This is a genomic window from Sinomicrobium sp. (genome assembly GCA_029266035.1).
GTDB lineage: Bacteria > Bacteroidota > Bacteroidia > Flavobacteriales > Flavobacteriaceae > Sinomicrobium.
Genome location: JAJUFH010000005.1, coordinates 61,650 through 79,556 on the forward strand (window position 1 = coordinate 61,650; position 17,907 = coordinate 79,556).

At 43.7% G+C, this 17,907-nt stretch carries 16 protein-coding genes; 10 read left to right on the forward strand and 6 right to left on the reverse strand.

Annotated elements, in window-relative coordinates; translation table 11 throughout:
- Positions 1–199: 199 nt before the first annotated feature.
- Positions 200–673 carry a 23S rRNA (pseudouridine(1915)-N(3))-methyltransferase RlmH gene (gene rlmH, locus ACYZZR_RS04605; RefSeq protein ID WP_461532827.1) on the forward strand — a complete coding sequence of 158 codons (474 nt, stop codon included), beginning with the start codon at positions 200–202 and terminating at the stop codon, positions 671–673.
- Positions 674–699: 26 nt separating this feature from the next.
- Positions 700–1,272: a non-canonical purine NTP diphosphatase gene (locus ACYZZR_RS04610; protein ID WP_461532828.1), complete on the forward strand. Its 573-nt coding sequence runs from the start codon at positions 700–702 to the stop codon at positions 1,270–1,272.
- A 49-nt stretch (positions 1,273–1,321) separates the two neighbouring features.
- Here the strand turns inward: ACYZZR_RS04610 and ACYZZR_RS04615 are convergent, their stop codons facing one another.
- Complete coding sequence (locus ACYZZR_RS04615; RefSeq protein ID WP_461532829.1) at positions 1,322–2,197, reverse strand: phosphatase PAP2 family protein; 876 nt, start codon at positions 2,195–2,197, stop codon at positions 1,322–1,324.
- A 198-nt stretch (positions 2,198–2,395) separates the two neighbouring features.
- On the opposite strand from ACYZZR_RS04615, the gene ACYZZR_RS04620 reads away from it, so the two are divergent.
- Positions 2,396–4,120, forward strand: a complete 1,725-nt coding sequence (locus tag ACYZZR_RS04620) for a DEAD/DEAH box helicase (RefSeq protein WP_461532830.1) — start codon at positions 2,396–2,398, stop codon at positions 4,118–4,120.
- A 280-nt stretch (positions 4,121–4,400) separates the two neighbouring features.
- Positions 4,401–5,168 (forward strand): carboxypeptidase-like regulatory domain-containing protein, encoded by a 768-nt coding sequence (locus ACYZZR_RS04625; RefSeq protein ID WP_461532831.1) that lies wholly within the window; start codon positions 4,401–4,403, stop codon positions 5,166–5,168.
- Positions 5,169–5,210: 42 nt separating this feature from the next.
- Here ACYZZR_RS04625 and ACYZZR_RS04630 read toward each other — a convergent pair whose 3' ends face one another.
- Both ACYZZR_RS04630 and ACYZZR_RS04635 read right to left on the reverse strand, forming a co-directional pair.
- Entirely contained in the window at positions 5,211–5,867 is a 657-nt protein-coding gene (locus ACYZZR_RS04630) for a TrmH family RNA methyltransferase (protein ID WP_461532832.1), read from the reverse strand.
- 72 nt (positions 5,868–5,939) lie between these two features.
- Positions 5,940–6,107: a hypothetical protein gene (locus tag ACYZZR_RS04635; protein WP_461532833.1), complete on the reverse strand. Its 168-nt coding sequence runs from the start codon at positions 6,105–6,107 to the stop codon at positions 5,940–5,942.
- A gap of 242 nt (positions 6,108–6,349) precedes the next feature.
- Between ACYZZR_RS04635 and ACYZZR_RS04640 the strand changes: the two genes are divergently transcribed.
- From ACYZZR_RS04640 to ACYZZR_RS04655, 4 genes are all read left to right on the forward strand, one after another.
- Positions 6,350–7,045, forward strand: coding sequence for an SIR2 family NAD-dependent protein deacylase (locus tag ACYZZR_RS04640; RefSeq protein ID WP_461532834.1), 696 nt, complete (start codon positions 6,350–6,352; stop codon positions 7,043–7,045).
- Positions 7,042–7,611 (forward strand): hypothetical protein, encoded by a 570-nt coding sequence (locus ACYZZR_RS04645; RefSeq protein ID WP_461532835.1) that lies wholly within the window; start codon positions 7,042–7,044, stop codon positions 7,609–7,611. The genes ACYZZR_RS04640 and ACYZZR_RS04645 overlap by 4 nt, the downstream gene beginning before the upstream one ends.
- Positions 7,612–7,726: 115 nt before the next feature.
- Positions 7,727–8,905 carry an acetyl-CoA C-acyltransferase gene (locus ACYZZR_RS04650; protein WP_461532836.1) on the forward strand — a complete coding sequence of 393 codons (1,179 nt, stop codon included), beginning with the start codon at positions 7,727–7,729 and terminating at the stop codon, positions 8,903–8,905.
- 36 nt (positions 8,906–8,941) lie between these two features.
- Entirely contained in the window at positions 8,942–9,691 is a 750-nt protein-coding gene (locus ACYZZR_RS04655) for a C40 family peptidase (protein ID WP_461532837.1), read from the forward strand.
- A 310-nt stretch (positions 9,692–10,001) separates the two neighbouring features.
- Here ACYZZR_RS04655 and ettA read toward each other — a convergent pair whose 3' ends face one another.
- Positions 10,002–11,693 (reverse strand): energy-dependent translational throttle protein EttA, encoded by a 1,692-nt coding sequence (gene ettA, locus ACYZZR_RS04660; protein WP_461532838.1) that lies wholly within the window; start codon positions 11,691–11,693, stop codon positions 10,002–10,004.
- A gap of 46 nt (positions 11,694–11,739) precedes the next feature.
- The gene (locus ACYZZR_RS04665; RefSeq protein WP_461532839.1) at positions 11,740–11,919 is read right to left on the reverse strand and encodes a CAL67264 family membrane protein; all 180 of its coding nucleotides are present in this window, start codon (positions 11,917–11,919) and stop codon (positions 11,740–11,742) included.
- 96 nt (positions 11,920–12,015) lie between these two features.
- On the opposite strand from ACYZZR_RS04665, the gene ACYZZR_RS04670 reads away from it, so the two are divergent.
- Positions 12,016–13,644 (forward strand): acyl-CoA carboxylase subunit beta, encoded by a 1,629-nt coding sequence (locus ACYZZR_RS04670; protein ID WP_461532840.1) that lies wholly within the window; start codon positions 12,016–12,018, stop codon positions 13,642–13,644.
- A 54-nt stretch (positions 13,645–13,698) separates the two neighbouring features.
- Complete coding sequence (locus tag ACYZZR_RS04675; RefSeq protein ID WP_461532841.1) at positions 13,699–15,336, forward strand: M1 family metallopeptidase; 1,638 nt, start codon at positions 13,699–13,701, stop codon at positions 15,334–15,336.
- Positions 15,337–15,432: 96 nt separating this feature from the next.
- Here the strand turns inward: ACYZZR_RS04675 and ACYZZR_RS04680 are convergent, their stop codons facing one another.
- Complete coding sequence (locus ACYZZR_RS04680; RefSeq protein ID WP_461532842.1) at positions 15,433–17,859, reverse strand: S9 family peptidase; 2,427 nt, start codon at positions 17,857–17,859, stop codon at positions 15,433–15,435.
- Between the last annotated feature and the right edge of the window lie 48 nt (positions 17,860–17,907).

The window sequence follows — 17,907 nt, forward strand, 5'->3', positions numbered from 1 at the left end:
CTAAAATACTAAAATTATAAGTCCGCCTACAGCTGATTGTTCTAAAACGGGAGCGTGAACGGCCCTACTCCAAAATCAAAGGTACAAACTGAAACGCTAACAATATATATATATTCACATATTTTTCACCTTGCTACAATCACTGCAATTTGACAAAAAATTTCTTGTGCATATCTCTAGCTCTGCTTACTTTGCGACGATGAATATAAAATTGCTAGCCATAGGTAAAACGGACAGTAAAACACTGCAATCGCTGATAGGGGAATACGAAAAGCGACTCGGACATTATGTGCGCTATTCTGTAGAACAGATTCCCGATCTTAAAAATGCCGCCAAAATGAGCGAAGCACAACAAAAGGTTAAAGAAGGTGAGCTGTTACTAAAAAAGCTCCAGGCCGGAGATACGCTCCTATTACTGGATGAAAACGGCAAGGCATACCACTCTGTAGGGTTTTCAGATTTACTGCAAAAGAAAATGAATGCCGGCACCAAACAACTGGTGTTTGCCATAGGAGGTCCCTACGGTTTTTCCGATGCTGTTTATTCGAAAGCTCAGGGAAAAGTATCCTTGTCGCCTATGACCTTCTCCCATCAAATGGTACGACTGTTCTTTACCGAACAATTGTATCGAGCTTTTACTATACTGAACAACGAGCCCTATCACCATCAATAAGTACTAAGCCTCTAAAAAAACATAATATGAAACTGGTTTTTGCCACTCACAACCTCAATAAACTAAGAGAAGTACAATTGCTGTTCCCCTCCGATATCACACTGTTGAGTCTTACCGATATCGGCTGTAGTGAAGATATTCCTGAAACCGCCGATACCATTGAAGGCAATGCCCGTCAGAAAGCCAATTATGTAAAGGAAAAATATGGCTACGACTGTTTTGCCGACGACACCGGTCTTGAAGTCGACGCTCTTAACGGCGCCCCCGGAGTGTATTCCGCTCGCTATGCCGGAGAAGAAAAAAATGCCGAAGCCAATATGGAAAAACTGCTTTCTGAATTAGAGCGAAAAGAAAGTAGAACAGCCCAATTTAAAACTGTAATTGCATTGTGTACAGATAAATACACTCACGTATTTGAAGGTGTGGTCAAAGGATGTATTACGACAAAAAAACAGGGAGACAGAGGTTTTGGTTACGATCCCATATTTCTTCCAGACGGATATACAGAAACCTTTGCTCAGCTTCCATTGGAAATAAAAAACCAAATCGGACATAGAGGAAAAGCCATCAAACTTCTCTTAGATTTTTTAAAAGACTAATATGAAAAAGTAAGCTTACTTACATAAAACTATATTACTCATCGCATCCTCAAAACGTACCAACAACACCTATGGTACCCGCTCCGACATTAAAGTTCCAAGATATCTTATTTTTTCGATGTCCATAAGATGCTGCATATCTAGAATCTAGGTAGTGATCTATGGCTTCTACGGTCGCCACACTGATCGCCAGGCTCAACACTACATCGGAAAGCCAGTGTGCTCCTTCCCACAAACGAGAGACAGGAGGAATAAGTCCCACAGTATAAATTCCGGCCTTCGCCCAGGGATTATTTACCAATTTAGCTAAAGCATAGGCATTGGTAAACGATAAAATAGTATGTCCGGAAGGGAAAGAGTGATAGTCTGAAGTATCGGGAAAAGGATCGAAAGTAGCCTTTGATTTTCCCGTTCTCGGTCTCGCTCTCCCTACTGCCAGCTTACTTATTTGCTGTAACAATCCTGCTGTACTGGCCGAAGAGATAAGCAGCACTCCTACTCTCCTCCACTTCTCACTCTTGGTAAAGAGTCCGGTGAGGTATACCGCTCCCGTAAGCATATAATTGTTTTGAGGGCTCCCGTAATACCAGCCGTAATCTCTGATCACTCCCGGTATATCATCGGCTTGATTCATAAAGAATTTACTAGTCCCCTGATCGGCCAAGAATACCAATCCCGTACCTGCCATTACTCCGCCAAAAACCAGCCAATCGTCACCTTTCCAGTGAAAAGGTCTACTGTACGCATATCCCATACCTCCAAAAATACTCGCGCCGTCGTACTTAAACATTTGCCAAAGTGTCTGTTTACTGACGGTATCGCGATCAAACAGAGTTTCCGATTCCTGAGCATAACTTTTCACTTCACTGACCAACAGTAAAATAACCATCACAATTCTTAAAAAAGACGCCTTTTGGTTTATCATAACTTGCATTTTTATTGTGCTGTGGAGAAAAGCTGCAATATACAATAAAGCCAAATACGCTGTGACAAAGTAGGTAAAAACCTGTATTTGAAGTTAGTCATTTCTCCGATCCGTACGGTTGAATTCAATTATTAGCACAAAAAAACAGTCATTAAACGCGAATAAAGAGTACCTTTGCCCCCTATTTTAATTTTATTTATGAACAAATTTGAACAATTAGGACTTGGTGAAGAGCTTTTAAGCGCTATAGAAGACATGGGGTTTGAAACACCCTCGGAAGTACAAGAAAAAGCTATTCCCATCCTGCTTGCCAACGATACCGACATGGTAGCACTGGCACAAACCGGAACCGGAAAAACGGCAGCATTCGGTTTTCCGCTAATCCAGAAGATCGATTCCGGCGACAAGACCACTCAAGGTCTGATTTTATCTCCTACCAGAGAATTATGCCTGCAGATTACAAACGAACTTAAAAACTACGCCAAGTATGTAAAAGGACTTCGTGTAGTAGCTATATACGGCGGTGCCAGTATTACCGAACAAGCTAAGGAAGTAAAACGAGGAGCACAGATTATTGTAGCCACTCCAGGACGAATGCAGGATATGATAAACCGCAATATGGTAAACATAAGCCATATCGACTACTGCATATTGGACGAAGCGGATGAAATGTTGAATATGGGATTTTACGAAGACATCTCTTCTATACTCTCTCACACTCCGTCTGAAAAAAACACCTGGTTGTTTTCGGCTACTATGCCTAGAGAAGTCGCTTCAATTGCTAAAAAGTTTATGTCGCATCCCGAAGAGATCACTGTAGGTACCAAAAACTCGGGGACAGATACCGTACAACACGAGTACTACTTGGTAAATGGTCGCGATCGATATCTCGCTCTAAAGCGTCTTGCCGATGCGAACCCAGATATATTTTCGGTGGTGTTCTGTCGCACTAAAAGAGACACTCAAAGCGTGGCCGAAAAGCTGATAGAGGACGGATACAATGCCGCTGCACTACACGGAGACCTGAGTCAGAACCAGCGGGATATGGTTATGAAATCTTTCCGCAACCGACAAATACAAATGCTGGTTGCTACCGATGTAGCTGCGAGAGGGATTGATGTAGACGATATCACCCACGTCATCAACTACCAGCTACCCGATGAGGTAGAAACCTACAACCACCGTAGTGGACGAACCGGACGGGCAGGTAAATCGGGAATTTCTATGGTGATCTTGGCAAAAAGTGAACTTCGCAAGATCAAAGCCATAGAAAAGATTATCAAAAAGCAATTTGATGCCAAGAAAGTTCCGGGTAGCATGGAAATCTGTGAAATACAGCTCTATCACCTGGCCAATAAGATTAAAAACACGGAGATCAACGAAGAAGTAAACCACTATCTTCCCGCCATAAACGATGTGCTCAGGGATATAGATCGGGATGAACTCATCAAAAAGATGGTATCTGTAGAATTTGGAAGGTTTTTCAATTACTACAAAAATGCCAAAGACCTCAATGTCAATGCCGGCAGTCAAAGAGAGAGAAACCAAGGCGCTGCCGATATTCCTCAAGAGGGAAGCGTGCGTTACTTTATCAATATAGGAGAACGCGACGGCTACGACTGGAGGACTTTGAAAGACTTTTTGAGGGCTAATGTAGAAGAACTAGGACGTGACGATATTTACAGGGTTGACGTCAAGGATAGTTTTTCATTCTTCAATACAGATGCGGCATTTACCGACATCATACTGGGCATCTTTACCGACTTTAAAATGGACGGACGTTTTGTCAACATCGAGATTTCTCAAAATCCCGGTGGTGGCGGAGGTCGTAGAAACCGCGGTAGGAATAGAGGAAAATCCTTCTCTTCAGATCGGGGAGGTTTTGGAAAAAAAGGAAAAAAAGGAAAAAACCGAAAATGGTAAATTGTCAGAAGTAAATTATTTCTTATCTTTCCGTAAAATGGTAAAATTAGCAGGGCTGTACTGCAGTTCTGCCAGATAGAATAGCAACAGCCGTATACCGTATAATTTATGGTTTACGGCTGTTAATTGTATATTAAAAAAGTACAGGATTATCCGCTTATTTGATTTTGGTTTAGTATTTTTAGCCCGGGACAAATCCCGGTAATTTGGGCGCTCGGGCAAAGAATAATCCGTAAAAGATTGTCTTAATACGCCCTGCCCCGGAAAAATAAATTGATCTGTGAATAAGACCATTTCTTTCATTATAGCCTTGTTATGCACTGTCTATTGCTTTTCGCAGCAAAGTGAGAACCTGCACGGAGTAGTATTCAACACCAGTACCGATGCTCCCTTAGACAATGTACACGTAGTAAACCTCAATCAGGTAAATGGAACGGTTACCGACAACAATGGAGTTTTTGATATTGCTGCCAGCGTAAACGATACGCTGTATTTTTCTTTTCTAGGATTTAAATCCATCAAGATAAGGGTTACCAACGACATGCTAAAATTTGGCAATACCCGTGTCGGACTTACAGAATTGGCCTATGCCCTTGAAGAAGTAGTGGTGAGACCATATAGACTTACGGGTTATTTGGAAATAGACGCTAAAAATATTCCGATCAACACAGCCGGACGCTATAGTATTTCAGGATTGCCCACAGGTTACGAAGCTGGTGATGCCAATCCGGGAGCCATATCAAAAGTACTAGGAGCACTCTTCAATCCAGTCGATTTTCTCAACAATATGTTTGGGAAGAAAGCCAAGGAGATGCGAAAACTGAGAAAAATTAAGGAAGATGATGAAATAAGGAATCTACTAGCTTCAAAATTCGATCGCGAAACTCTATCGGAATTGCTGCAGCTAGAGCGTGTAGATATCGATGAGATATTGAGAAACTGCAATTACTCCAAAGACTTTATCCGCATGGCCAACGACCTTCAGATTCTCGATGCCATACACGACTGTTACGAAGAGTACAAAGTGCTAAACCGTGTCAAAGAATAAGGAAATTTCTAAATGGCACAGAGCGCTATTTAAAATGAGATATTAGGCTTCTTGATAGTATCTCTTCAAGACGTAATCTATACTGCGAATTGATTTTTTTGACCAGTCGATATACTTCTCGGTCTTTTCCTCCTCAGATAAACCCCACTGAATATCGCTGCGTCTCAAACGAGAACTCAAACTGTGTAGAATAATAGCAGCCGAAACAGAGATATTCAAACTCTCGGTAAATCCCTGCATCGGAATTTTGAGATAGCCATCAGCCTCGCTGAGGATCTCTTGCGAAAGTCCGTCGCGCTCCGTACCGAAAAACAAGGCCGACTTCCTGCTTACATCAAAATCTTCCACATAACAGTCGTCGTCGTGAGGCGTCGTAGCAATAATAGCATAACCTTCTGCCCTCAAGCTATCCATACACTCCCGGGCACTTTGATAAGTGTATACATCCACCCATTTCTGGGCTCCCATAGCAATATTCTTATCGAGCTTTTTTCTAAAGCGCTTTTCTATGATGTGGATGTCCTGTATCCCGAAAACATCACAACTGCGAATTACCGCACTGGTGTTATGCATCTGGAATATATCTTCTACTGCCACGGTAAAATGTCTAGTCCTACGCGACAATATATCTCTGAATTTTGCCTTTCGCTCTTCTGTTAAAAAACCTTCCAAGTATTCCAATAACGCTAAATCTGCCATTGGTGCTTAATCTATTTCAATCAGTATTAAATCGAGTTCTTTAATTTTGGAAAAATCCTTATTGCGATAAAATCAATCTTCATTTTCTCTTATGGCAATTTGATATTCCAAACCGTCAATTTTTCTTTTTAACTTTCCGTAATGTTTGGCCAAATTCCCCATTCCCTTCTTCTTTTTAAGCCTATCAGCAAGAATCTCATTTACCTTTTCGGAGTTATTTTTAGTGATTACTACCGTCATCTTTACACTGTTTAAAATTGAGAATACAAAAATTAGGTCTACCATAACTTCTCCAAAATTCAGTTCATCATAGGGAAGTTCAAAGGTGCATTAAGATATTCATACATCAAATTTACCATTTTTTTTTAAACATCTTCTTATCCGACAATACCATAGGTCTATTCAAGGCGAAAATGCAACTATACATACAGTGCTTTTTTATATTTTTATACGGCGAAGTTTATTTTTAATTCACAAAAATAATGAAACCCAAAAAAATAGTGGTCCTCACCGGTGCCGGTATCAGTGCAGAAAGTGGAATCAGTACTTTTCGGGACGCCAATGGCTTATGGGAAGGGCATGATATCACAGAGGTAGCCTCTCCTGAGGGGTTCCGAAGAAATCCTGCGCTGGTATTGGATTTTTACAACCAGAGAAGACAACAATTACTACAAGTATCCCCCAATCAGGCACATCACGATCTCGCGGCGCTCGAAAAGGATTTTGAAGTGAGTATCATCACCCAAAATGTAGACGACCTTCACGAAAGAGCTGGTAGCAAACGCGTTGTACACCTTCACGGCGAACTCCTCAAAGCGAGAAGTACGTTTGACGAAGCATTGGTGTACGACTGGAAAAAAGACATACAGCTCGGAGATTTCTGTGAACACCTACATCAATTGCGTCCGCATATCGTATGGTTTGGAGAAGATGTGCCAATGATGCCGGTTGCCATTACCGAAATCTCTCAAGCAGATATCGTTATGATTATAGGAACCTCTATGCAGGTTTATCCCGCTGCCGGACTTATCGGCTATGCTCCTGAAGACATCCCTATTTACTTTATCGACCCCAAGCCCAATATAGATTCACGAGCTATTCCCAATCTGGTGGTAATTCCGGAAAAGGCTACGGTAGGTGTCCCCCAGGCCATAGCCCATCTCAAATCGTCCTTATGAAAAATTCCATTTACGACAAGCTCACCTATGTCAATGCGCTCAGGAAAAACAGGAAAAAACTCTCCGACGAAGTACTGACCGCTCCTTCTCTCTTTCCCGAATTGCTGGAAGCCTGTTTTTCAGGAGATCCTCAATACACCTCCAAAGCCGCATGGGTATTAGAACTTGTATGTATTCGAGAACCGGAATGGATACTCCCGCATCTCGATACTTTTATTACCGGATTGCGTTCTCTTAAGGAAGACGGCGCTAAACGCTCCTGCGGTAAAATATGCGAGTTGCTGTGCGACCATTATTTTAGCGGTACGGCCAACAAAACAAAAGACCAACTTACAGATCAACAACTTAAAAAACTTGCAGAAGTGTGTTTTGACTGGCTTATAAGTGACGAAAAAGTAGCGCTTAAGGCTTATGCCATGCACTGCCTTTTTTTACTAGGTTCGGTCATACCGTGGATACATCCTCAGCTCTGTTCTGTATTAGAAGATGGTTATCCCTACCACACTGCCGCATATCAATCGAGGGCTAAAAAAATCCTTAAAAAATGCACAAAAACTTCCAAATAAGAGAATATGCTCATACAAAGACAGGACAAATAGCTCGATTTTCTTTAAATTCGCAGGGTTGTCCTCTCTAAAGGATTCACTTACATACAATACAAACACAAAAAACAGTAATAGCATGTCAAAAAAAGTAGTCATCGTATCGGCGGTTCGAACTCCCATCGGTAGCTTTCTTGGAGGGCTTTCAAGCATTCCGGCTCCGAAACTGGGTGCCTTGGCCATAAAAGGCGCCATGGAAAAAATAAATCTCGACCCTAAATCGGTCGATGAAGTACTTATGGGAAATGTTGTTCAGGCGGGTAACGGACAGGCTCCGGCCAGGCAAGCAGCCCTTTTTGCCGGTATTCCAGATCATATTCCTTGTACTACAGTAAACAAAGTTTGTGCTAGCGGTATGAAAGCTGTCATGCAGGCAGCGCAAGCTATTGCTCTTGGCGATGCAGAGATCGTCATTGCAGGAGGTATGGAAAATATGAGCTCTATTCCACATTACGTGCACATGAGAAAAGGCACCAAATTTGGCCCGGCTACCTTGGAAGACGGTATGCAGAAAGACGGACTTACCGACGCCTACGACCACAATGCTATGGGTGTATGCGGGGACCTTTGTGCAGCGGAATACGGTTTTTCGAGAGAAGATCAAGACAACTTTGCCATAGAGTCGTACCAAAGATCAGCAGCGGCGTGGAAGGAAGGAAAATTTAAAGATGAAGTGATTCCGGTGGAAGTACCCCAACGCAAAGGAGATCCGATTGTGATCAGTGAAGACGAAGAGTATAAAAATGTATTCTTAGAAAAGATTCCATCACTTCGACCCGCATTTACCAAAGACGGCACTGTAACTGCCGCCAACGCTTCTACCATCAACGACGGAGCAGCTGCCTTGGTGTTGATGAGCGAAGAAAAAGCACAACAACTCAATCTCACCCCTCTTGCCGTGGTAAGAGGATATGCCGATGCTGCACAAGATCCGAAATGGTTTACCACAGCTCCTGCAAAGGCTCTTCCAAAAGCCCTTGACAAGGCAGGGGTTAAATTAGAAGAGGTAGATTACTTTGAATTCAACGAGGCTTTTTCAGTGGTAGGTCTTGCCAATACCAAAATACTCGGACTAAGCGCAGATCAAGTCAATGTAAACGGAGGAGCTGTATCGCTGGGACATCCGCTGGGATGTTCCGGAGCGAGGATATTGGTCACCCTTATCAACGTGCTTAAACAAAATAACGCAAAAATCGGCGCTGCTGCCATTTGCAATGGCGGTGGAGGTGCTTCGGCCTTCGTAGTAGAAAGACCTTAAACCAAGAATATTCGGAATTTAAACCGATTTTTTTATATGCATTACGGAATTTGTAACCTCAGTGTCGTTCCCCTTCGATCTACTTCATCAGACAGTGCAGAACTCTGTTCGCAAGTGCTGTACGGAGAGCACTTTAAGGTACTCGAAAAACAAAAATACCGGAGCAAAATCCGGCTTGCATACGACGGCTACGAAGGCTGGATAGACAACAAACAATACCTGCTTATTGAAGAGTCGGTCTATACCGCTATCGACAAACAAACTCCCTCACTCTGTGCCGATATGGTAGAGTTTATCACCGATCACAACGAACAGCTTATGCCGGTTCCCATTGGGGCTCATGTTGGCAACGCTTCTTTCCTCTCCCACAGCTATGACGGGAGAATACAGCAGGAAGATAAAAACAAGCAAAAGCTCGTCCCCACCGCCTATCTCTTTCTCAATGCCCCTCACTATCACGGTGGCAGAACCCCATTCGGTATCGATGCGGCCGGACTGGCACAAATGGTGTACAAACTAAACGGTTACCAACTAAAACGTGAAGCCGCCCTACAGGCTACCCAAGGTGAACCCCTGAGTTTTATAGAAGAATCCGAACCCGGAGATCTGGCCTTTTTTGACGACGACGAAGGCAATATCGTACACACGGGAATCATTATGCAAGATAATTATATCATACACACCGATGGCAAAGTCCGCATAGACCGTATAGACCACACCGGAATCTTTAACGTAGACACCCGAAGACATACACATAAATTGAGAGTGATAAAAAAAATTGTGTGAGGGAGGTTTTGCTGGATAACTCGTTATGACGAGGAGACTTGGAGATGGGGAGACGAGGAGACGAGGAGAAAATCCCTAACAACTAACAAACTACGAACTAATCAACCACAAGAAATCGTCATGGCGAGGAGCGCAAAGCGACGTGACCATCTCGTCGGGTTGAAAGCCGAGCTCAATCTTTATAGGTTAGCTGCCCTTTCAGGGCTTTGTTCGCATTGTGTACCTTTACTCAATGTACTGCATTAGGCTAAAGTGAGTTGCCCTTACAGGGTGTGTTATCGTTACAACCCAAAACTCCCTATAATTACTTTTACCTTATCAACTTCTTATACTTAATACGTTTAGGAGTCACATCGGTACCGAGTCGCTTGCGTTTGTTCTCTTCGTAGTCGGAGAAGCCTCCTTCAAAGAAATACACTTCTGAGTTGCCTTCAAAAGCGAGAATGTGGGTACATATACGATCTAAGAACCAGCGATCGTGTGAGATGACTACGGCACATCCCGCAAAATTTTCCAAGCCTTCTTCAAGCGCTCTAAGGGTGTTTACATCCAGATCGTTGGTGGGCTCGTCAAGTAGCAACACGTTTCCCTCTTCTTTGAGGGTCATCGCCAGGTGTAGCCTGTTGCGTTCTCCACCAGACAGGGTAGATACCTTTTTGTTTTGTTCACTTCCAGAAAAATTAAAACGACTGAGATAGGCTCGCGAGTTTACCTGCTTCCCTCCCATCATCACCAATTCCTGTCCGTCGGAAAAATTTTCCCATATCGACTTTTCAGGATCTATATCGGCATGACGCTGGTCCACATAAGCAATTTTTACGGTCTCCCCTACTTCAAACTGTCCTTTATCGGGGGTTTCTTCGCCCATGATCATTTTAAAGATAGTGGTCTTACCCGCTCCGTTCGGACCGATAATCCCCACAATACCGGCCTGTGGCAATTTAAAATTGAGATCGTCATACAGCAATTTTTCACCAAAAGCCTTGGCTACCCCTTTGGCTTCGATAACATTGGTACCCAATCGGGGGCCGTTAGGAATATAAATCTCCAGCTTTTCATCCAGCTGCTTTTGATCTTCGTTGAGTAATTTGTCGTAGTTGTTCAGACGTGCTTTTTGTTTGGCCTGACGTCCCTTTGGCGCCATACGCACCCATTCCAACTCTCGTTCGAGTGTTTTTTGCCTTTTTGAAGCCTGTTTTTGTTCCTGAGCGAGTCGTTTCGCCTTTTGATCTAGCCAAGAAGAATAATTCCCTTTCCACGGTATACCTTCGCCGCGATCTAATTCCAGTATCCATCCGGCCACATTGTCTAAAAAGTAGCGGTCGTGGGTCACGGCTATTACCGTACCGCTGTACTGTTGAAGGTGCTGTTCCAGCCACAGTACCGACTCCGCGTCGAGGTGGTTGGTAGGTTCGTCGAGCAAGAGTACATCGGGCTGTTGCAACAACAGTCGACAGAGCGCCACCCTTCGGCGTTCTCCACCGGACAACACCTTTATCGGAGTTTCAGGATCTGGTGTACGCAATGCATCCATAGCAATTTCCAATTTGGTGTCGAGTTCCCAGGCATTGGTAGCGTCGATTTTGTCCTGCAATTCCGCCTGCCTGTCCATCAACTTCTGCATCTTGTCGGCATCTTCGTATACCTCAGGCAGTCCGAACATATCGTTGATTTGGTTGTACTCGTCCAAAACAGCGACTACTTCGGCTACCCCCTCTTTTACGATTTCCAATACGGTTTTGCTCTCGTCCAGTTGCGGCTCTTGTTCGAGATACCCCACTGAATACCCCGGAGCAAATACTACATCGCCTTGGTAATTTTTCTCTACGCCGGCTATAATCTTCAACAAGGTAGATTTTCCCGAACCGTTAAGACCTAGTATACCGATCTTAGCTCCGTAGAAAAAACTCAAATAAATATCTTTGAGTACTGTTTTATTAGTACTCTGGTACGTTTTGGAAACGCCCGACATCGAAAAAATAACCTTTTTATCGTCTGACATTTTGTTGTATTAGTTTGTTCGTTTGTAGCTTTTTAGTCTTAAATATCTAAACCCTCCCTTTGAGCGCATTAAAAATCCACGACATGGCAAAAAAGCCTATTCCTACTACCGAAAATCCTATGGCGTAATCTTGGTATTTCAACACTCCCAAGAGTACTAAAGCAGTACCTACGAGGAACATGATAAGGGAGGCCCAGCCAAATATGGTATTTTTATTCATTCCCATTGTGATCTCTATTAAAAGGGGCAATTTACGGAATATCCCCGGAACTTAGAACTTCGGGCTTCTTTTTGTATTTTAGCCTCATGCTAACTGAAAGCTATGGATATCAATTTCAACAAGAACGAAGACCACAACAAACTATTGGTCTCTGAATGCCGTAACAGGCTTGCACGTATCAAAAAAGGAGGCGGACAGCAACGTATAGACAAGCTGCATTCTGAAGGGAAAATAACAGCGAGAGAACGTATCGATTACCTATTAGACAAAAACAGTCAAAGTATAGAAATCGGTGCTTTTGCCGGAGATGGTATGTATGAAGAACACGGCGGTTGCCCTTCGGGGGGAGTGGTAGTCAAAATTGGATATATTAAAGGCAGGCAGTGTGTAGTAGTGGCCAACGACGCTACAGTAAAGGCTGGTGCCTGGTTTCCCATCACCGGAAAAAAGAACCTGAGAGCTCAGGAAATCGCCATGGAAAATAGACTGCCCATCATCTATTTGGTAGACAGTGCCGGAGTATATCTTCCCATGCAAGACGAGATTTTTCCCGACAAGGAGCACTTCGGACGTATTTTTAGGAACAACGCTGTGATGAGCAGTATGGGTATCGTACAGATTGCCGCGGTAATGGGTAGTTGTGTAGCAGGGGGTGCCTACCTTCCTATAATGAGTGATGAGGCACTTATTGTCGATAAAACGGGAAGTATATTTCTGGCGGGGAGCTATCTGGTAAAAGCTGCCATAGGCGAAAGCATAGACAACGAAAGCTTAGGAGGGGCCACTACGCATTGCGAGATAAGCGGGGTTACCGACTACAAAGCTAAGGACGATAAGGATGCCTTGGATAAAATCAAAAATATAATAGATAAAATAGGAGACTATACCAAGGCGGGATTTAATCGTATCACTCCTTCCCTACCTTCCGAAAATCCGGAAGATATATATGGTATTCTCCCTCGATCGAGAGCCGATCAGTACGATATGAGAGAGATTATAAAACGCCTGGTCGACCGTTCGGAGTTTGAAGAGTACAAGGCTGGTTATGGCAAAACCCTACTCACTGGTTATGCCCGTATCGACGGCTGGGCTGTAGGCATAGTGGCCAATCAGCGGAAAGTAGTAAAAACCAAAAAGGGAGAAATGCAGTTCGGAGGAGTGATTTACTCCGACAGTGCCGACAAAGCCACTCGATTTATCGCCAACTGCAATCAGAAAAAGATTCCCCTTATCTTTCTACAGGACGTCACCGGTTTTATGGTGGGTAGTAAAAGCGAGCACGGCGGTATCATAAAAGACGGAGCCAAAATGGTCAATGCCGTGAGCAATAGTGTAGTACCAAAGTTTACCGTAGTAATAGGCAATTCATACGGAGCCGGAAACTACGCCATGTGCGGAAAGGCCTACGACCCCCGACTTATCTTTGCCTGGCCCAGCGCCGAACTGGCAGTTATGGGAGGTGCACAGGCAGCAAAAGTATTGCTACAAATAGAAAAAGCCTCCCTGAAGAAAAAGGGAGTGCCTATCACCGAAGAGAGAGAAGCAGCGATGTTCAACGATATAAAATCTCGCTACGACCAACAGACCTCCCCCTATTATGCCGCAGCGAGATTGTGGACCGATGCTGTGATAGACCCTGCAGATACCAGAAAATGGATCAGCATGGGAATAGAAGCCGCAGACCATGCTCCTATTGAAAGACCTTATAACCCGGGAGTGATTCAGGTATGACAGAAAACGGACTTCTCCTTGTAGAATGTCTCTAAAAACAAACCCTTTAACACCATGAAAAAAAATTTCTATCTACTACTGATAAGTATCGGATTTCAAACCGCTACAGCTCAACTTTTGCATGAGAAAGATCGCTATACTCGAGGTGATACTCTGAGAGGATCGCTGCGCACAGAGCGCAATTTCGATGTAAGAGCCTATCACCTCAATATCACGGTAAACCCAGACAAACATTACATCTACGGATACAATCGCATAGTATTTGTCCCTCAGCAAAAACTAAATACCATACAAATTGACCTTTTCGACAATTTGCAGGTCGATTCTATTGTTGCCCACGGACAACAACTGACTTATCGTCGGGAGTTTAATGCAGTGTTTATAGATTACCCTAAAGGCTTTGCCAACAACAAAAAAGACAGTATTACTTTCTATTATTCCGGACAGCCTGTTACCGCAAAAAGAGCGCCCTGGGACGGTGGCTTCGACTGGAAGACAGACAATAACGGAAATCCCTGGATCGCCACTGCGGTACAAGGGCTCGGAGCCAGTGCCTGGTGGCCGAATAAAGACCACCAAAGCGATGAACCAGAAGATGGTATGACTATAAAAGTAGCTGTTCCCAACCGACTGATGAATGTTTCCAACGGAAGACTTACTGGCAAAAAAGATCTTGGAAATGGCTATACTCGATGGGACTGGAAAGTGATAAACCCTATCAACAATTACGACGTGGCACTCAATATAGGCGATTATGCGCATTTTGGAGAAAACTACAAGGGATTGGACATGGATTTCTATGTGTTGAGTTATAATTTAAACAAAGCAAAAAAACACTTTGAAGAAGTGAAACTCATGATGGACTGCTTTCAGGAAAAGTTCGGGGAGTACCCTTTTAAGGAAGACAGTTACAAACTGGTAGAAACCGCCCACCTCGGTATGGAACACCAAAGTGCTGTCGCCTATGGAAACCGATATATGGAAGGTTATCTCGGCCGAGATCTCTCCGGAACGGGGATAGGGACTAAATGGGACTATATCATCGTTCACGAATCCGGACACGAGTGGTTTGGCAACAGCATTACCGCTGCCGATATTGCCGATATGTGGATACACGAAGGCTTTACGTCATACAGTGAGTCGGTTTATGTAGAATGTCGATGGGGATATGAAGACGGACAGAAATACATCAATGGACTTAGCAGAAATGTGAGAAACGACCGTCCTATTATCGGCGATTACGGGGTGAACAAGGAAGGTTCGGGAGATATGTATCCAAAAGGAGCACTTATGCTCAATACCATAAGACATATAGTAAACGATGACGAGGCTTGGTGGAAATTGATAAAAGACTACAGTGAGACTTTTAAACACATGATAGTAGATACCGATATGGTGGTCAATTTCTTTGAACACGAAACCGGTATCGAGCTAAAACCGGTATTCGACCAATACCTCCGCTACAAAGACATTCCCGTTTTAGAACTTAAAACAGAAAACAGTATCACCTCTTACCGCTGGGCAGTTGATGTAAACAATTTTAAAATGCCGGTAGATATCACTGTCAAAGACCAAGAGAAAAGGCTTCACCCCACTACTCAATGGCAGCAATTGGATGAAGCCTTAAATTCTGATGATATAAAAGTGGCTACGGATAAATTCTTTATTGGGGTTGAGGTTGTTGGTTATTAGGCTACTAAGTTATTAGGTTAGTTAGTCAGCACTCAATAACCCAATAACCCAATAACCCAATAACCCAATAACTCATTAACTCAATAACCCCATAACTTACTCCCCCTTATTCTTCACATATTTCTCCAACCACTGATCTTGTTCCCACAGTACGTGGAGTACAGATTCTAAGGCAGTGTAACCGTGACTTTCCATAGGGAGCATCACCAGTCGTGCCGGAGCACCAAAACCTTTCAAAGCATTGAAGTAGCGCTCGCTCTGCATGGGGTAAGTTCCCGAATTGTTGTCGGCCACGCCGTGGATCAGCAATAGCGGAGTTTTCATTTTATCAGCGTGCATAAAAGGCGACATCCCGTTGTATATCTCGGGGGCCTCCCAGTAATTTCTCACTTCACTTTGAAATCCGAAAGGTGTTAAGGTACGGTTGTATGCCCCACTGCGCGCAATACCCGCAGCAAACAGATTGGAATGCGTGAGCAGGTTGGCTGTCATAAAAGCCCCATACGAATGTCCACCCACAGCTACTCGATTACGGTCAATATATCCCAGGGCATCTACGGCGTCTATGGCAGCTTTTGCATTGGCTACCAACTGCTCTCTAAAGGTGTCGTTTGGCTCTTGGTCGCCCTCACCAATGATAGGGAATGCCGCCTTGTCTAATACTGCATAACCTCTGGTAATCCAGTAAACCGGAGAGCCATAGCTGGGATAAGTAAACGAATTAGCATTGGCGGTAGTCTGAGCGGCACTGTTTCTGTCTTTGTACTCCCGAGGGTATGCCCAGAGTATCATGGGAAGCTTTTCTTTTTTGTCCATGTCGTATCCCGGAGGCAGATAGAGCGTACCACTCAATTCTAGTCCGTCGCCTCGTTTATAACTAATCACTTCCTTATAGGCATCCTTAATACTCTCGAAAGGGTTTTTGAAATCGGTAACAGGAATGGGAGCTATTCGCTTACGAAGGTTACGTATAAAATAATTGGGATACTCGCTGCTAGATTCTATACGTACGAGCAACTCGCCTCTTTGGGCGTCTATCAAAGCACTGATTTCCTCCAACTTATCGGTAAAAGCCGATTGATACAATCGGTTTGTCTTGAGATTGGAAAGGTCTATTTCGTCCACAAAGGGGAATTGTCCTTTTTCAGAATAGCCATCACCTATAAGATAAGCCTTAGATCCGTCCATCTTTAGCACTCTTACTCCGTATTGGTTTTCTTCAGTTTGAAATTTACCCGGGTCGCTATAGCGATCTTGGTAATTCCTGTCAGATATTACTCTTCCCTGTTTTCCTGGAGTAGAAGGATTAAAAACATAGGTTTTAGTATTCCTGTTTACCCTCCAGGAATCTGTAATCACCGCATAATGGTCGTTGCCCCAGATAATATTAGAAAAGCGATTTACCGTCTTTACGAGCGATACGGGCTGCCCGCTAAAAGGGGCATCTAGGGTAAATAATTCATCTCTGAAAGGTACTTCCTTAGCCGGATCTCCCCCATCGAGGGCCACTACCCAAGCAAGAGTAGCAGGTTGGTCGGTGCGCCAGCTGATGTTTCGCTTTCCAGTATGCGTAGCCATAAAGCCCTGTGGTAAATCTTCGATAAGCGGAGTTTCTTCTATGGTTTTTACCAGAGCTCCTGCCGCGTCGTATACCGCAGTAGTTCTGGGAAAACGACTAAGGGGAACGATATACGAAAACGGGCGTTGTACAGTGACTACTTTGACGTACTTTCCGTCTGGAGAAAAACTCAAACTGTTGTACATTGCTTTCTCTTTCCACAGAGTCTGGGTACCGTCCAAGTCCAACTTATACAGCTCTGAGGTTGCCAATACCTCAAAATTGTATTCGTCATTTTTGTTTTTCAACAAATCTTGATAAGTTCTATTTTGGGCCAATACACCACTACTCACGGTAATGGTAGGTCCTTCAGGAACCATCTCTTCTTCGTCTATCAATTGCGGACGCTCTTTGGGCAACATACGCACCAGCATCGACTTCCCGTCTTTAAACCAGCTGATGGGATTACCCATATTGGCATTTGCTGTAGCATCGGTAAGTCTTTTTGCCGTGGCCGAAGCTATGTCGAGCACCCATATCTCTACACCATTTGCTGCCGTATGTGTAAATGCCAGTTTTTTCTCGTCGGGAGAAAAGCGGAAATTGGCAAGTCTGGCATTTTCGGGCAAACCCTGTACTTGTTTTGCTTCAGGACCTTTTATTTTCTTTATCTCTATATTGTTGTAATACCTCGCTCTGCTGGAGATATTGGTCTTCGGATTGATGCGAAGCCCTGCCAAGCGCAATTCGTCTTCGGAGAGTTCCGCTATGGTTTTAAAACTGTTGCGATACAGCAGCAGCATATTTTCCTTTTTGCTGTCGGTCATTACCGAAGGCGGTCTCTTTATATCGACCAAGTCGACAATTTCTTTAGGAGGTTTTTGATAGGTCAGGTGTTCTTGTGCTACAACGGGTATCGACAATCCAATACACAAGCTGTAGAGTAAAAGTAATCTGAATTTCATAAAAATATTTTTTAGGTCAAGGAATAAATATACAAAAGCCGCCGCAAA

Excerpts from the sequence above, each read along its gene's own strand:
- rlmH (WP_461532827.1), top strand. The coding sequence starts at position 200 with ATGAATATAAAATTGCTAGCCATAGGTAAAACGGACAGTAAAACACTG.
- ACYZZR_RS04610 (WP_461532828.1), top strand. The coding sequence starts at position 700 with ATGAAACTGGTTTTTGCCACTCACAACCTCAATAAACTAAGAGAAGTA.
- ACYZZR_RS04615 (WP_461532829.1), bottom strand. The coding sequence starts at position 2,197 with ATGATAAACCAAAAGGCGTCTTTTTTAAGAATTGTGATGGTTATTTTA.
- ACYZZR_RS04620 (WP_461532830.1), top strand. The coding sequence starts at position 2,396 with ATGAACAAATTTGAACAATTAGGACTTGGTGAAGAGCTTTTAAGCGCT.
- ACYZZR_RS04630 (WP_461532832.1), bottom strand. The coding sequence starts at position 5,867 with ATGGCAGATTTAGCGTTATTGGAATACTTGGAAGGTTTTTTAACAGAA.
- ACYZZR_RS04635 (WP_461532833.1), bottom strand. The coding sequence starts at position 6,107 with ATGACGGTAGTAATCACTAAAAATAACTCCGAAAAGGTAAATGAGATT.
- ACYZZR_RS04640 (WP_461532834.1), top strand. The coding sequence starts at position 6,350 with ATGAAACCCAAAAAAATAGTGGTCCTCACCGGTGCCGGTATCAGTGCA.
- ACYZZR_RS04645 (WP_461532835.1), top strand. The coding sequence starts at position 7,042 with ATGAAAAATTCCATTTACGACAAGCTCACCTATGTCAATGCGCTCAGG.
- ACYZZR_RS04650 (WP_461532836.1), top strand. The coding sequence starts at position 7,727 with ATGTCAAAAAAAGTAGTCATCGTATCGGCGGTTCGAACTCCCATCGGT.
- ACYZZR_RS04655 (WP_461532837.1), top strand. The coding sequence starts at position 8,942 with ATGCATTACGGAATTTGTAACCTCAGTGTCGTTCCCCTTCGATCTACT.
- ettA (WP_461532838.1), bottom strand. The coding sequence starts at position 11,693 with ATGTCAGACGATAAAAAGGTTATTTTTTCGATGTCGGGCGTTTCCAAA.
- ACYZZR_RS04665 (WP_461532839.1), bottom strand. The coding sequence starts at position 11,919 with ATGGGAATGAATAAAAATACCATATTTGGCTGGGCCTCCCTTATCATG.
- ACYZZR_RS04670 (WP_461532840.1), top strand. The coding sequence starts at position 12,016 with ATGGATATCAATTTCAACAAGAACGAAGACCACAACAAACTATTGGTC.
- ACYZZR_RS04675 (WP_461532841.1), top strand. The coding sequence starts at position 13,699 with ATGAAAAAAAATTTCTATCTACTACTGATAAGTATCGGATTTCAAACC.
- ACYZZR_RS04680 (WP_461532842.1), bottom strand. The coding sequence starts at position 17,859 with ATGAAATTCAGATTACTTTTACTCTACAGCTTGTGTATTGGATTGTCG.